Origin of the sequence: Synechococcus sp. CB0205, from assembly GCF_000179255.1 — a bacterium.
Lineage (GTDB): Bacteria > Cyanobacteriota > Cyanobacteriia > PCC-6307 > Cyanobiaceae > Vulcanococcus.
Genome location: NZ_ADXM01000026.1, coordinates 1 through 13,415, shown reverse-complemented (window position 1 = coordinate 13,415; position 13,415 = coordinate 1). Strand labels below are relative to the sequence as shown.

Here is a 13,415-nt window from a genome sequence, read left to right as displayed (position 1 = left end):
TAGCAGTAAGTTAAATCTGCGCAAAGCACTGCTTCTTGTTTCGTCCATATGCCGGTGGTGGTGGTTGATGGAAGGGGTGGGGATGCATTAGCGAAATGGTGTTCCAAAAACCGAACGGAAACCAGAGCATCGTCCAAAACCCAATTCACTGGGTTCTGAGCGTTCCAGAAACAGTGTTCGGATGGTAAAGTTTCTGAAACGACCGTTCTTGGAACAGTGACCGCCAGAAGCGTTGGTTACGCCCGCTGCTCAACCACCCACCAGACCACCGATGCCCAGGTCGCCGCCTTGAAAGCGGCAGGGTGCGCCGTGGTCTTCCAAGAGACCATCAGCACCAGAACAGCGGAGAAGGATCGCCCCCAACTCCAGGCGGCACTCAATGCCTTGGTGGATGGAGACGAACTGGTGGTGGCGAAGTTGGATCGCCTCGGCAGGGATCAGCGGAGCGTCATCAACCGCCTCCACGACCTCCAGGAGCGTGGGATTCACATTCGGACTCTGGACAACCTGGTCAATACGAAGGCGCTGGGCAAGTTCGCACCTGTTCTGATCGGACTGCTGACGGGTCTGGCGGAGGTGGAACGGTCATTGATCCGTGAGAGGACGCTGGAAAGCGTTCAGCACAGGCGGGAAGCGGGTGGGAAACTTGGCGGCAGACCCAAGACCAACCAGGCAAAGGAACGCCTTGTGCTGCGGTTGAGGGATGAGGGGTGCTCCTACCGCTCCATCAGAGAGCAGACAGGTCTGGCACTTTCAACGATTCGGCGAATCATCAGTGAGGCACAGTGATTTCGCTGATTTCTCTTGATAGAAACTCAAGGGTAAATATCCAGAACTGGCAACAACCTTCTGAAATCAACTAAAAAATATGAAACCGTGAAGTGTTTCTCGCGGTCTTAGGCGGTACTCAATCGGAAAGGGGTTCCCAAAATATCAAGTTCGCTATATAATTATTGGAGACAATCAAATCCGAAAACCATTAGGCAGAGGTCTTGTGGCGGAACGAGGAGAAAAATAAGGATCTGCTGGGAAGAGTCCAATCCACAGAGGAATAAGGACTAAGAACTCATAAGGGTTCTCAACCCTCAAAGACCTTGTGGTCACAAGAAGTTCAACGAAACCATAACTCTCAAATCAACTATGACTTACACAAGAATCCGTTGCGAACGAAGTGAGCAACAATCACACGCGAAGCGGGTGATTGAATCAGGACACCACCAAATCCAGAATTTGCTACTGGATTCCAAGAACTATCAAGATCCCACCAGAATCCATAAGGCAATCGTTGAATACCAATTCCAGGAGGTCTTCCAACCCCACTGGTTTGGCAGCATTCAATGGCAACCCTTTATCACTGACTACGCCACAGCAGTGAAGGAAGCACGGCATTTCCGAAACAAGTTCTTCTGTGCCCTCCTGAATACGAAACCAACCAAGATTCCAAATCCTCCTGGGCGACCACGAATCATCTGGTTTCACGAAAAGGCACCAGTGTGTATCAATCCACAAGATTCCAAAAATCCACGCTTCAAGATCGCATTCCACACCCACTTTCATCTTGAGGAATGCCCTGAACCTTATGACTCCTGGATTCGCTTAGATTGGTTGGTTCGTAATCAAGTTGCCAAAGGATTTTATCGGTTCTCCACCAGCAACTCAAAGGAGAACAAAGGGTTTGTCTTGAAACCGTGGATCCACGAACATCACGCCAACTACAACCTCAAGGATTACTACCGCTTCAGGCACCATCAGGATTCAGACCTGGTGCTGGACATTGAAAATTCTGATCTCCAGTTCTCCAGAAACTAAATAGTAAGAAGGTAGTCACATCAGAAACCATATGAATCAAACCTTATCCCCTGAAGGCAAATCCATCAATATCTTCTTTGGCAACAAGCACCAGGAAACCTTTGAGGAGTTTGAGTCCCTTTCCAAGTCCTTGAGGCGATCCAGAACAGGAACTCTCCACTTCCTCCTGACCCACTACAGGTGGTATGAAAAATACAAGCAGACGGTGGCGTGATGATGGCAAAACCCATTTACCTGGACTCCGTTGAATACGAAATGCTTCTTGAGGTCGCCAAGCGGAACCGCCTGAAACCAGAACAGTTTCTCAAGAAAGCAATTCAAGCAGCATATGGGCAACTCAAGTAAGCAGCAGGTGTTCTCCAAGATTCGGTTCCTGGAGGATCAACTGGTGTCACTGGATCACTACCTCCCTGAAACCTACGACTATCTGATGCGGGAGTTGGACATTCAGAAACGCATCCTGGCGGAACTGGAGGTTCAGGAGACCTTCGCCGCTATTGACCAAGGGCGTCAGTGAGATGGTAGTTGAAAAGTGAGCAGGGAACCTAACCTACAAAGCATTCCATTCGTGTTCAAAAAAATCCCGCCAGAAATCCAACCAGGAAGGGAGTGGATAAATCCTTATGGCGAAACTCTTTTCACCATTGACCATTGCCCAGGTTTGATTTGTGTTCTTACTCTCTTCGCGGTTGCTTCTTCCTCGATGAAACGCAGGTAGGTTCGCTGAAGCATTTCTGCTGAGGTCATCCCGTTTTGGGCAAAGGCATAGATCCCAGGAGGACGACCCAGTTCAGGAACTTCTTCAAGGGTGAGGCGAAATGCCGTATGGCGAATGTTGGTCATTGTCACCCCTTGAAATAGGATTGGCGGATCGCATTGGTCGAGCACATACCTCAACAGGTCGTTTAGATTCTTCTTGAGAGTCCCTGAAACATCCGACTCAGAGCGTTTGATGTGTGGAAATACAAGTAACCCTTTTGGTCGCCTGAGGTTCATCCTTCTCCAGTTGGCAATCGCATCAGGGCGGTAGTGAGTTGTGCGTTGTTGCGGTCGGTTTCCTTTGGTCTGCTCCAGGAGACAGATAATCTCTTCACCGTGATCTTGGAACCATTCTGCTCGGAGTCGGGGCAGGTCTTCTGCCCGTAGATAAAAGAACCACATCAGGTTGAGAGTGTCGTAGAGATCGACCCAGTTCCTCTGGTTCAAGCGATTTGCTGCTTTCCACTCCAGCGCCTTGTATTGCTGGGGTGTGAGGTCTGCCCTTGCTACTCCGCCTGAAAGTTCGACAATCTTGCCCATTAGTCGATCCCATTCAGATCGCTTCAGGTGCTGAACCTGTTTGACCTGCCTGGAAATGGAGGGGAAATCGGGAATCGATAGGTGTGGGAAGTCAGATCGTGCTTCCTTGAGCAGTTCCCGTATTAGCGTTTTCTGTTGTGCCTTTGTGCCGCCCATATCGTTGGTCGCAGTCCTGCGGGCATCAAGCACTGCCCAGTAGTCCGCAAAGTCAGCAGCGGTGATCTTCTCAACTGACTTCTGCGCCCAGGGTTGGTGCTTCACCCCATAGGACTGCCCATCCCACTTCAGGCGGGTGTCCCTGCTCCAACGGGCAAAGTTCCGCTGGGTCTTGCGCTTGCTGCTCTCACGGGCATACCAGCGTTCCCAGTAGATCTCCAGGGCGTGTTGCTGCTCCGCCTCCTGCTGCTCTTTGAGGATGCGTGCTGAGCGTTGGAGTTCCTGAACCCATTCCACCGCCCTCTTTGCCGCCTCATAGGGGTCAGGAGTGCCCATAGACCCACGCAGAGGGTCGCGCTTGCCTGTCTTCCCTACACGCCCCTTGTCAGGGCGATGGTCTTCCTCCAAAGAGGGCAACCACGACGCTGAGAGGTTTTGCGTGCGTGCGACTTTACGAATCTTCAGATTGTTGGGGTAAGACCCCTTGATGCCGAGGTCGGAAACGCTGAGCACCGACCAGTTCTCTGGCAGAGGTCGTGACCCTGATTTCACCTTCCTTTTGCCCCAGTTTTGGGAGGCGGTCAAAGCACTGACTTTATCCCTACTGGAAGGTGAGTGGAAGGTGAGCAAGGGTGCTTGACCCTTGATTTAGTGCCGTCTTGGCGCTTTTGACACCACATATGGCGTCTAATATTGAAGATATTGTAATTTTCTCCAGTTCGAATCTGGGTGCCGCCTTTGAATCGCCCTCGCGGGTCAGGGCAGATCGGCTTCCGCTGACCAGCGTTCGCCGAATCGCGTCTGCGCATCGCAACGGGCCTGGGGGCCATCGATGTCACAGGTGCCAGCCACCGGGAAGGTTTTCGGGAAGCCCACCACCAGACCACGGGGGTTGAACTGAGCGAGGCGCAACAAGCGCACGCGCAGCAGCACGGAGCCATCGAGCTTGCAGACACCATCGCTGCAGCGCAGGGGCTGCCCAGAGCTCGCCCGCTCCCCCACAAAACTCACCTCCTGGAGCAGGTCCTGCTGGGGCACAGGGGCCATCCAACTGAAGCGCAGCACCGACGGGTTGCGCTGATCCAGGCGCACGCTGCTGCAGGGCCCTGGAGCCTGGCCAAACAGGGTCAATTCGCAACGCCTGGGCTCCACCTGCCAACGCCCAAAACCCTGTTGCTTCTCCTCAGCCGCCAACGCGGGAGCAGCGGCGCCGAGGCAAAGGGCCACCAGCAGCAGACGCGCCACGCTCAATAGCCGGAATCCGCCACGCACATCCCAATACAGACCAAGCCATTGCTGGCCGTGCGGCCGCAATGACCGCAGAGCACCGGATCCTGCTCCTGGCGCGCGGGCGCGGACTCCTCAGCCAGGGGCGGCGAATCGCTGGTCTGGGCAGCCGGGCTGGGCAGAGAATTCAGCACAGTGCAAGTCCGCGATGGCTCGATCATGACAAGTGAGGCGGACCAACCGGGCATCGGCGTTGGCACCTGGGCCTGGGGCAACCAGTTCCTCTGGGGCTATGACCCGCAGCGGGACGACGCTCGGCTGGAACAAACCTTTCAGCGTTGCCTGGCACTGGGCTTTCGCTTCTTCGATACGGCGGACTCCTACGGGACCGGCCGACTGAATGGCCGCAGCGAGATGCTGCTGGGGCAATTCGCCATGCGCGCCACCCCCGACGAGCGCCAGCAGCTCTGCATTGCCACCAAGTTGGCCCCCTTCCCCTGGCGCCTGGGCCGGCGGGGCTACGACCGGGCCTTTTCCGCCTCCCAGCGGCGCCTGCAGGGCCAAATGAAACGGGTTCAGCTGCACTGGAGCACCGCGCGCTACGCCCCCTGGCAGGAACCGGCGCTGATCGATGGCCTGGCGGACCTGGTGGAGAGCGGAGCGGTCCCCAGCCTGGGGCTCTCGAACGTGGGGCCCAAGCGGCTGCGAACCATCCACCGGACACTCCAAGAGCGAGGAATTCCCATCAGCAGCCTGCAGGTGCAGTTCTCGCTGCTGGCCCCACAACCCCTTGCAGACGGGGGGATCGTGGACACCTGCCAGGAGCTGGGCATTGAGCTCATTGCCTACAGCCCCCTGGCCCTCGGCCTGCTGGGCCGCAGCGCTGGGGACCCCAGACCGCTGCCCCCAGGAACCCGCGGCAGCCTCTTCCGCCGCCTCGAGAGCTCCCTGGCCCCCTTGCGCCAAACCATGGAGGAGATCGCCAACGGCAGGCCGGGGGGCTTAGGGGCTGTGGCCTTGAACTGGTGCAGAGCCCATGGGGCCATGCCGATCCCCGGGCTCAGAAGCAGCGATCAAGTTGAGCAAGCCGCGGCGGCCCGGAGCTGGAGCTTGAGCAGAGATGAACGGCGCAGCCTCGATGCCCTCGCGGCCGCGCGCATGCCTGCCAATCCCTTTCAGAGCGCCTGAGCGCTTAGTCACCACCCATTTCAGGGGAGGGATCGGGGGTGAGCACAACGGTCATCTGCTCACGCTCCGGTGCCTGGGGGGTTTCGATCCGACGGACCATCGGCACGACACGAGCCCGGGGGGGCTCAGGCGCGACTGGCTCAGGCGGCGTGACCTCCTCAGGCTCAGATGCACCCTCGTCACAGGCGGAGAGCGCCTCCTGCAGCAGCGAATCAAAGGTGGCACCAGGCAGACGGTGCCGGGCGATCTCCAGGAAGGCGCGGGCCAAGGATTCGCCAGCTGCAGCCTTCAGGGCCGGGTTGGTCCGGCGCTGCTCCTGCTCCTCCTCAACGGCACGGATGAAGCGATCCGTGACATCCCGCTTGGTGGCCGCACGAATGCGCGTCTCCTGCTCCTGGGGGTTGAGGCTGAGCTGTTGATCGAGTTCCTCAAGGCGCCGGCAGAGGCTCTCCATCACCTCCTTGGCTTCCTTGCCCACATGGGCGAGCTGGCCATCGGAGAGGCGAGGGAGGTCAGCAACAAAGACCTTGCCGTGGTCCCTCAGGGTCAAAAAGGTGGGCCGGACATTGCTGCGACCTGAGTAGGGCTCGCGGCGCAGGGGACGATTGGGGGCAACCGGTCCAGCGGAGCTGCGGCGGCGGGTGATTCGCCCGGAGTTACCTACAAATGCAGCAGAAGATTGCGCGTTGAAAGACATCTCAAACAACCCTATAAACAACAGAACCTTGAACAGAAAGAAATCTGAACAACGGCCAATAGAACTGAATTACGGAACAACCACAAGACAGCTTGCGCGGAACCTAGGCAACAACTCAGGAGAAGGTGCCTTGTTCGTGCATGACTGAAGCAATTTGGCAGGTCCAGGCCGCCGGTTCAATACGGCAAACCCGCCAAGGGCTCTGCCCCAGCCTCGCCGGCCTCAACACTGCCGAGCAGCCAGGCGCGGTGCCCCGCCTCCTGGCAGACCGCGATCGCCCGCTCCACTTGAGCCTCAGGCAGCACAAGCGCTAGCCCCACCCCCAAGTTGAAGGTGTTCCAAAGATCCCGCTCTGGGACCTCGCCCTTCTCCTGCAGCCAGCGGAAGAGCGCGGGGCGCTCCCAGCTCCCCGGGTCAATGCGGCCATGGACACCGGCAGGCAGGGTCCGCGGGAGGTTCTCCGGAAGCCCGCCCCCCGTGATGTGTGCCATGCCGTGGAGCGCCAACCCGTCCTGGAGGAGCCGCTGCACCAGTGCCGGGTAGAGCACGGTCGGCTCCAGCAGGGCATCGAGAACCGGCAGGCCAGCCCCCTCCAGCGGGGTGGAAGCGGTCACTCCATGGGCCTCGAGGATGCGGCGCACCAGGCTGAAGCCGTTGCTGTGCACACCGCTGCTGGCCACAGCAACGATGCGATCACCGGCCTGGACGCGGCTGCCATCAATCAGGTCATCCTCATCGACGACAGCCACACAAAAACCGGCGAGGTCGTAGCGACCAGGGCCGTAAAAGCCAGGCATCTCTGCGGTCTCACCCCCCAACAGGGCACAGCCGCTCTGGCGACAGCCATCGGCAATGCCCTCCACCACTTCCGCCATCGCTTCAGGCGTGAGCTTTCCGGTGGCGATGTAGTCCAGGAAAAACAGGGGCTGGGCGCCGCTGGTCACCACATCGTTGACGCACATGGCGACCAGATCGATGCCGACGCCGTGGTGACGGCCGTGGGCCTGGGCCAACTCCAACTTGGTGCCGACGCCGTCGGTCCCGGAGACCAACAGGGGCTTTTTGATCCCTTCAGGAATTCGGCAGAGCCCGCCAAACCCGCCCAGGCCGCCGACCACCTCAGGTCGGCGGGTGGACTCAACACTCGAGCGGATGCGCTCCACAAAGGCGCGCCCAGCCACCACATCAACGCCAGCGGTGCGGTAGTCCATGCCCTAGACGGCCGATCACTTCTCTGATCCTGCCCCGTCAGCCACCCCCAAGACCCAAAAACAAGTGGACAATTCCAAAATTGCACCACATTTCAATCAGTCGCACTGATGAAAGCCATGACTCCTGCTGATTAGAGAGTCGCAGTGCGTTGTCGCTCAACCCAGGCGGGAAGAGTGTTTCCCAGTGAGATTGCCAATCCTGATGAATACGACCAGTTCGAAATATCAGGGAACGTTGATGCAAGTCCGACTAACTTTTGCCAGACCTTCTCAGTTCCAAGGAACACCTCAGCGCATCAGCTACAGAAACCTCGCGTTTTTGACGCTGATTCCATCGAGTTGCAATCCAACCAGTCGCCGCTTCGCGACTAGGTGTTCCGGTTGTTATGCGTCGTCTTTCTCTACTCGGCGGATTCGCACTCCTGCTCTCCGGCAGCAGCAACGCCAATCCGGTCTTGGCCACCAAGAGCCCTGCGATCCCTGAGATCCCAGCGGCCAAGTCCGTTGCCCTGCGCAACGTCGAGACCCCAGGAGCTGAGTCCGAAACCCTGAGGAAGCCCGCCGCACCGGCTCTTCCGATCGCGGTTCGCTCCGTCAGCACCGGTGAGGCCAGTTGGTACGGCCCCGGTTTCTACGGCAATCGCACCGCCAACGGCGAACTCTTCCGCCCCGGCACCTTGACCGCAGCGCACCGGACCCTGCCCTTCGGCACCAAGGTCCGCGTGACCAACCTCTGGAACGGCCGCAGCGCCATCGTTCGCATCAACGACCGAGGCCCCTTCCATGGCCGCCGGGTCATCGATCTCGCCCACGGTGCCGCCAGTCAGCTGGGTCTGATCTCCAGCGGTATCGCCCAGGTGAAGCTTGAGGTGCTGCAAGCTCAGTAGGGATTCAACCCTTCGCTGTGCAGCTGCTGCGAACCCGCGCCGAACTCGAGGCCTGGCGCCGGGCCTGCGGTGATCGCGCGCTGTGCTGCGTCCCCACGATGGGGGCCTTGCATGGGGGCCACGCCAGCCTGATCCGCCGGGCCAAGCAGCCAACCCCAGTGGATTGCAACCCACTGGTGCTGACCAGCGTGTTCGTCAACCCGCTGCAGTTCGGCCCCAACGAGGACTTCGCCCGCTACCCGCGCTGCCTAGACGCTGATCTGAAGATCGCCCAGCAAGCCGGAGCCGACGCCCTTTTCGCACCCAGTGTGGAAGAGGTCTATCCCGAGGGGGAGTGTGAACTCACCCGCGTACAACCGCGGCCTTCGCTGCAAGCGGGACTCTGCGGCCGACACCGGGCCGGACATTTCGATGGGGTGGCCACGGTCGTCGTGCGCCTGCTGGCCCTGATCCGCCCCCAGGTTCTGCTGCTGGGCGAGAAGGACTGGCAGCAACTGCAGATCCTCAAGAGCGTCGTCCAGGATTTGGGCTTGCCGGTTCAGGTCTGGGGTTGCCCCACCCTGCGCGAGGCCGATGGCTTGGCCATGAGCTCCCGCAATCGCTACCTCTCCAGCGACGAGCGCCAGCGCGCCTCCGCCCTGCCCCAGGCGCTGCAGAGAGCCGCCCAGCGCTGCCTCGGGCAGCCGGAGCTCGAGCTCGCGCCAGTGCAAGCGGAGGTCCAACGGGCCCTGGAGGAGGCCGGCATGGTGGTGGACTATGTGGAGGCGCTGAAGCCCCAGAGCCTCCAGGCCCAACCCCGTCTGGTGGGACTGACCCTGCTGGCGGCAGCTGCCCACTGCGGCCCCAGCCGACTGATTGACCACGTCTTTCTCATGAGCCGAGCCCCAATCGTTGCCATCGATGGCCCTGCCGGCGCCGGCAAAAGCACCGTGACCCGAGCCTTTGCCGAACGGCTGGGGCTGATCTATCTGGACACCGGGGCGATGTATCGCGCCGTGACCTGGTTGGTGCGGGACCGCGCTGTCGACCCCAGCAAGGCTGAGGAGGTCGCTCCTCTCCTGGCCGATCTCGATCTGCAGCTGAGCAGCACCTCCAGTGGTCAACGGGTGAGCGTCAATGGCGTGGATGTCACCGATGCGATCCGCTCCCCGGAGGTGACGGCCCAGGTCTCTGTCGTTGCAGCCCACGGCTGCGTGCGCGAGGCCCTGACCCAGCAGCAACAGGCGATGGGCGCGCGCGGCGGCCTAGTGGCGGAAGGCCGCGACATCGGCACGGCCGTGTTCCCAGATGCCGAACTCAAGGTCTTTCTGACCGCCACCGTGAGCGAGCGGGCCCGGCGCCGGGCCCTCGATCTGGAAGAGCGTGGTTTTGAGGTGCCGGAACGGGCGGATCTGGAAGCGCAGATTGCCGAGCGCGATCACCTGGACTCCACCCGGGCCGTGGCCCCCCTGACCCAAGCGGAGGATGCCCTTGAGCTGATCACCGATGGCCTGGCCATCGACGCGGTGATTCAGCGGCTCGTGGATCTGTTCCGCGAGCGCGTTCCCCACGACGCCTGGCCAGACCCCAACTAGTCCCGCGTCAGGGTCTCCAGCAAGCCTGAACAGGCGTCCTCGAGCAGATCAAGGACGTGCTCAAAGCCCTGCTCACCGCCGTAATAGGGATCAGGGACTTCCTGATCGCCAAAGCGGCGGCAATGGCTGGTCATCGGTTCCACCAGGGCCAAACCGGGGCGGGAGCCCAGCTCCGCCGCGAGGGCGCGAACGGCCTGCAGGTTGTCGTCATCCATCGTCAGGATGCGATCAAAACTGCTGAAGTCGGCCAACTCGATCTGGCGGGCGCGGCTGGGGAGGTGAATGCCGCGGCGCTCGGCGGCGGCGCGCATACGCCGGTCCGCTGGGTGACCGACGTGCCAGCCGCCGGTGCCGGCACTGTCGACCACGAAGCGGTCCTCCAGACCCGCTTGGGCGATCAGATGCAGAAAGACCCCCTCGGCAGCAGGTGAACGGCAGATGTTGCCGAGGCAGACAAAGAGCAATCGTTGTTCAGCCATGGAAACCTCCAGAGTGATCAATGCGATGCAGAGCCAAGGCCGAACGCCTTTGAACCACGACGGGCGTGAGCGCGTCCGATCCTGAGGCGAGGCCAACCAAGGCCTCCCTCAGTGCCTCAAAGTTGAGGCCTGAAACCCGTTCAAAATGATGGAGCGCCAGCCCTTCTAAACCGACGACGACGGCATAGCGAACGATCCACTCCCCGTCCCCACAGGCCGCAAGCAATGCCTGCAGGCACCTCTCCGCCAGGCCCGAGGCCTGATCGTCAGGCAGGGATCTCAGATCAAGCCGCCCGAGGCCCGACGCCGCAGCGCGCCGAACGGAAGGTCCAATATCCGTCGCCAAGGCCCGCTCGAGCACCTCAAGGCCACGGGGGTCAGCAATCCCGGCGAGGGCACGAACCGACCATGCCCGCGCGCCGTAGTTGTTGGTACCCAGCGAAGCAAGAATCGGCTCCACAGCCGGTTCTCCAATGGCAATCAGACCATCAACCGCCGCCACTGCCGCACCTGGATTGTTGAAACCAAGAATTTCCAACAAACAGGCTGTGGCCGAGGGGTGCTTCGCTTCAGCCAAGTGCTCAACGGCACTTAAGAGAGCATCCGCGGAATCAGCCGATTGAACGTTGGCAATCCGTTGTTCAACGGACGTTTGGGAGTCCATGACGTCAGGCACCATCAGAGCAACCCATCCATCACGTCGAAAATCTCCTCATCGAGACCGTCACTTGGCGCAGACTCAACCAAGCCCTTTAAGGCGATGAGTTTGAGGCTGTTTTCAGCCAGGGTGGCAGCAATCGCCTGGGTCGCGGGACGCCAACCCGTCGCTCCTAGGTCCATCAATGCAGCGCGCCTGACCTGCAACTGGGGGTGCAATAACAGAGTCTTCAGTCGCTCACCCCAGCGGGGCTCTTGGGTGAGTTGGAGCAGTGACCGGCACGCCGAACTTTGAACGACAGGACGCTCATGGGCCAAGAAGGACTCCAGAACTTCAATGACCTCATCATCTGAAGAACCCAGATCACCGATGGCTTCCAGGAGAGCCTCACAAGGCTCGAGCAAATTGGCAGAATTCGAGGCCCGGGCCCCTGCCACGTTCGGACCCGATCTCAATCGAGCAACCAGGGCCGGCAGCGCCACCTTGGCTCTAAGTTCACCCAGGGAGCGGGCGGCAGCTTCCCTCAAGCCGTAATCAGGATCATCCAGCAATTCGAGGAGAACTGGAATCGCCTCGCTCGCGGACGGGCCCAACTTGCCGACGGCACGGGTGGCGTTGCGGGCGACGGCGTTCTCCTCCACGCCATCACCGAGCGCGCGTGCCCGCCGCTGACGCATGGCAGCCAGCAACAACGGGAGCGTATCTGGATGCTGACTGCGGTGACGACCTAACCACCAGGCGGCGTAGTACTGAGCAGAGGGGTCATCGGTCGCCCTCAACCGCCGCAAAGCCTCCGCTTCATCGATGGGATCTGCCATCTCAAAGGTTGGTGAGGAGGGAGCTGACATAACCCGCTCGGAAACGCAAGACAAAAAGAAAGACCCCCCGACTGGGGGGTCTTGAGGGCCAATCGCGCGCTGATCAGATCAGGGCGTTGATGGCGTAGTCGAAGTAGTTGTTGGCTTCGGTTGCAGCCTCACCGCTCAGACCGTGGTTGGCCTTGATGTAGTTCAGAGCTTCGACGTACCAGGAGGGGGACAGTTCGAAGGTGCGGTTGATCTCGTCGAGACCAGCGATCAGGTAGTCATCCATGGGGCCGGTGCCACCTGCCACGAGGCAGTAGGTCACCATGCGCAGGTAGTAACCGATGTCGCGGGAGCACTTGGCCTTGCCTTCTGCCGTAGCGGCGTAGGCGGGACCCTGCATTTGGGTGGTGTAGGGGAACTTGGAGTACACAGCCTGGGCTGCGCCGTTCACCAGGGTGTCGGCCTTAGCGGTCAGAGCCTTGGCGGCCTCGAGGCCAGCCTTAGCGCGGTTGAAACGACCGAAAGCGCCTTGGATTTCGGTGTTACCCAGGAAACGGCCCTGGGAATCAGCAGCGGCAACGGCTTCGGTGAGAGGCGTCTTCATGACGGAGAAAGAGAGGGGTGGACGTGAACTGGTGCCGGATCAGGCAACAGCGGCAGCAGCACGGTCGAAGTAGGTGCCGATCTCGCTCATGAGGGCGGTGCAATCACCTTGGGTGATGCCGGCCTTGTCATTAGCGATGGAGATGGCGGCTTCCTTCATCAGGTTCACGCCAGCGGCTACGGAAGCGCCGGGGGTGCCGAGGGCCAGGTAGGTCTCACGCAGACCGTTCAGGCAGCGGTCTTCCATCACGGAAGCGTCGCCGGTGAAGATCGAGTAGGTGACGTAGCGAAGGATGATCTCCATGTCGCGCAGGCAAGCAGCCATGCGGCGGGAGGTGTAGGCATTGCCGCCAGGAGCAATCAGAGCGGGCTGCTGAGCGAACAGCTGGCGAGCAGCGGCCGACACGATGGTGGAGGCGTTGCTGGTGATGCGGTTGACGGCATCCAGACGCTTGTTGCTGTCGGAAACCATGGCGGCCAGAGCATCAAGCTCACCGGCGCCGATGAATTGGCCCCGGGCGTCGGCCTGGGCGACAACCTTGGTGAAGGCGTCGAACATGAGTTAACTCCTTTTTGGCTTCGTCTGAGGGAGGGGACTGCAGACGCTATGGATGGGTCTGCCGGGAGGCATACCGCATCCCGTCGGAGTGAATTGTCGCCACAGCCAAGTGCACACCCGCGAAGGCGTTCATAATGTTTAACCACCCCTGTGCGACTGAGCAGTGGTGACGCGGCATGACAAGTTCTTGAGCTCCATGGGGTTTTCCGCCTGCCCCCCTTCAGGCCCTTTACGGTCGACCCCGTCGTTTGTCAGTGGACTC

Annotated in this window: 16 protein-coding genes; 6 read left to right on the top strand and 10 right to left on the bottom strand. The window is 60.3% G+C overall.

Going from position 1 to position 13,415, the window contains the following annotated elements:
• Positions 1–216: 216 nt before the first annotated feature.
• From CB0205_RS0104545 to CB0205_RS0104525, 3 genes are all read left to right on the top strand, one after another.
• Entirely contained in the window at positions 217–789 is a 573-nt protein-coding gene (locus CB0205_RS0104545) for a recombinase family protein (protein ID WP_010314827.1), read from the top strand.
• Between the two features lie 441 nt (positions 790–1,230).
• Positions 1,231–1,809, top strand: a complete 579-nt coding sequence (locus CB0205_RS0104540; RefSeq protein ID WP_232197240.1) for a hypothetical protein — start codon at positions 1,231–1,233, stop codon at positions 1,807–1,809.
• 328 nt (positions 1,810–2,137) lie between these two features.
• Positions 2,138–2,326: a hypothetical protein gene (locus CB0205_RS0104525; protein ID WP_010311765.1), complete on the top strand. Its 189-nt coding sequence runs from the start codon at positions 2,138–2,140 to the stop codon at positions 2,324–2,326.
• A 104-nt stretch (positions 2,327–2,430) separates the two neighbouring features.
• Here CB0205_RS0104525 and CB0205_RS0104520 read toward each other — a convergent pair whose 3' ends face one another.
• The 3 genes from CB0205_RS0104520 to CB0205_RS15840 form a co-directional block, all read right to left on the bottom strand.
• Positions 2,431–3,777 carry a hypothetical protein gene (locus CB0205_RS0104520; RefSeq protein WP_232197239.1) on the bottom strand — a complete coding sequence of 449 codons (1,347 nt, stop codon included), beginning with the start codon at positions 3,775–3,777 and terminating at the stop codon, positions 2,431–2,433.
• Positions 3,778–4,020: 243 nt separating this feature from the next.
• Positions 4,021–4,509, bottom strand: a complete 489-nt coding sequence (locus tag CB0205_RS0104515) for a hypothetical protein (RefSeq protein ID WP_198001903.1) — start codon at positions 4,507–4,509, stop codon at positions 4,021–4,023.
• A 2-nt stretch (positions 4,510–4,511) separates the two neighbouring features.
• Positions 4,512–4,685: a hypothetical protein gene (locus CB0205_RS15840; protein ID WP_010314810.1), complete on the bottom strand. Its 174-nt coding sequence runs from the start codon at positions 4,683–4,685 to the stop codon at positions 4,512–4,514.
• Between the two features lie 25 nt (positions 4,686–4,710).
• Between CB0205_RS15840 and CB0205_RS0104505 the strand changes: the two genes are divergently transcribed.
• A complete protein-coding gene (locus tag CB0205_RS0104505; protein WP_029626110.1) occupies positions 4,711–5,679 on the top strand; it encodes an aldo/keto reductase in 969 nt (322 codons plus the stop codon).
• A 4-nt stretch (positions 5,680–5,683) separates the two neighbouring features.
• Here CB0205_RS0104505 and CB0205_RS0104500 read toward each other — a convergent pair whose 3' ends face one another.
• Together CB0205_RS0104500 and purM are read right to left on the bottom strand one after the other, a co-directional pair.
• Positions 5,684–6,376, bottom strand: coding sequence for a 2-hydroxyacyl-CoA dehydratase (locus CB0205_RS0104500; RefSeq protein ID WP_050778426.1), 693 nt, complete (start codon positions 6,374–6,376; stop codon positions 5,684–5,686).
• A 176-nt stretch (positions 6,377–6,552) separates the two neighbouring features.
• Positions 6,553–7,587 (bottom strand): phosphoribosylformylglycinamidine cyclo-ligase, encoded by a 1,035-nt coding sequence (gene purM, locus CB0205_RS0104495; protein ID WP_010314803.1) that lies wholly within the window; start codon positions 7,585–7,587, stop codon positions 6,553–6,555.
• A 386-nt stretch (positions 7,588–7,973) separates the two neighbouring features.
• On the opposite strand from purM, the gene CB0205_RS0104490 reads away from it, so the two are divergent.
• Together CB0205_RS0104490 and CB0205_RS0104485 are read left to right on the top strand one after the other, a co-directional pair.
• Positions 7,974–8,474 (top strand): septal ring lytic transglycosylase RlpA family protein, encoded by a 501-nt coding sequence (locus CB0205_RS0104490; RefSeq protein ID WP_010314801.1) that lies wholly within the window; start codon positions 7,974–7,976, stop codon positions 8,472–8,474.
• A gap of 17 nt (positions 8,475–8,491) precedes the next feature.
• Positions 8,492–10,048 carry a bifunctional pantoate--beta-alanine ligase/(d)CMP kinase gene (locus CB0205_RS0104485; RefSeq protein WP_010314799.1) on the top strand — a complete coding sequence of 519 codons (1,557 nt, stop codon included), beginning with the start codon at positions 8,492–8,494 and terminating at the stop codon, positions 10,046–10,048.
• Here the strand turns inward: CB0205_RS0104485 and CB0205_RS0104480 are convergent.
• The 5 genes from CB0205_RS0104480 to CB0205_RS0104460 form a co-directional block, all read right to left on the bottom strand.
• Positions 10,045–10,527 carry a low molecular weight protein-tyrosine-phosphatase gene (locus CB0205_RS0104480; RefSeq protein ID WP_010314797.1) on the bottom strand — a complete coding sequence of 161 codons (483 nt, stop codon included), beginning with the start codon at positions 10,525–10,527 and terminating at the stop codon, positions 10,045–10,047. The genes CB0205_RS0104485 and CB0205_RS0104480 overlap by 4 nt on opposite strands.
• Positions 10,520–11,191, bottom strand: coding sequence for a HEAT repeat domain-containing protein (locus CB0205_RS0104475; RefSeq protein ID WP_043705439.1), 672 nt, complete (start codon positions 11,189–11,191; stop codon positions 10,520–10,522). The genes CB0205_RS0104480 and CB0205_RS0104475 overlap by 8 nt, the downstream gene beginning before the upstream one ends.
• 14 nt (positions 11,192–11,205) lie before the next feature.
• On the bottom strand, positions 11,206–12,003 hold the full coding sequence (locus tag CB0205_RS0104470; RefSeq protein WP_156797817.1) for a HEAT repeat domain-containing protein: 798 nt from the start codon (positions 12,001–12,003) through the stop codon (positions 11,206–11,208).
• 103 nt (positions 12,004–12,106) lie between these two features.
• The gene (cpcA, locus tag CB0205_RS0104465; protein ID WP_010314791.1) at positions 12,107–12,595 is read right to left on the bottom strand and encodes a phycocyanin subunit alpha; all 489 of its coding nucleotides are present in this window, start codon (positions 12,593–12,595) and stop codon (positions 12,107–12,109) included.
• A 39-nt stretch (positions 12,596–12,634) separates the two neighbouring features.
• A complete protein-coding gene (locus CB0205_RS0104460) occupies positions 12,635–13,153 on the bottom strand; it encodes a phycocyanin subunit beta (protein ID WP_010314789.1) in 519 nt (172 codons plus the stop codon).
• Between the last annotated feature and the right edge of the window lie 262 nt (positions 13,154–13,415).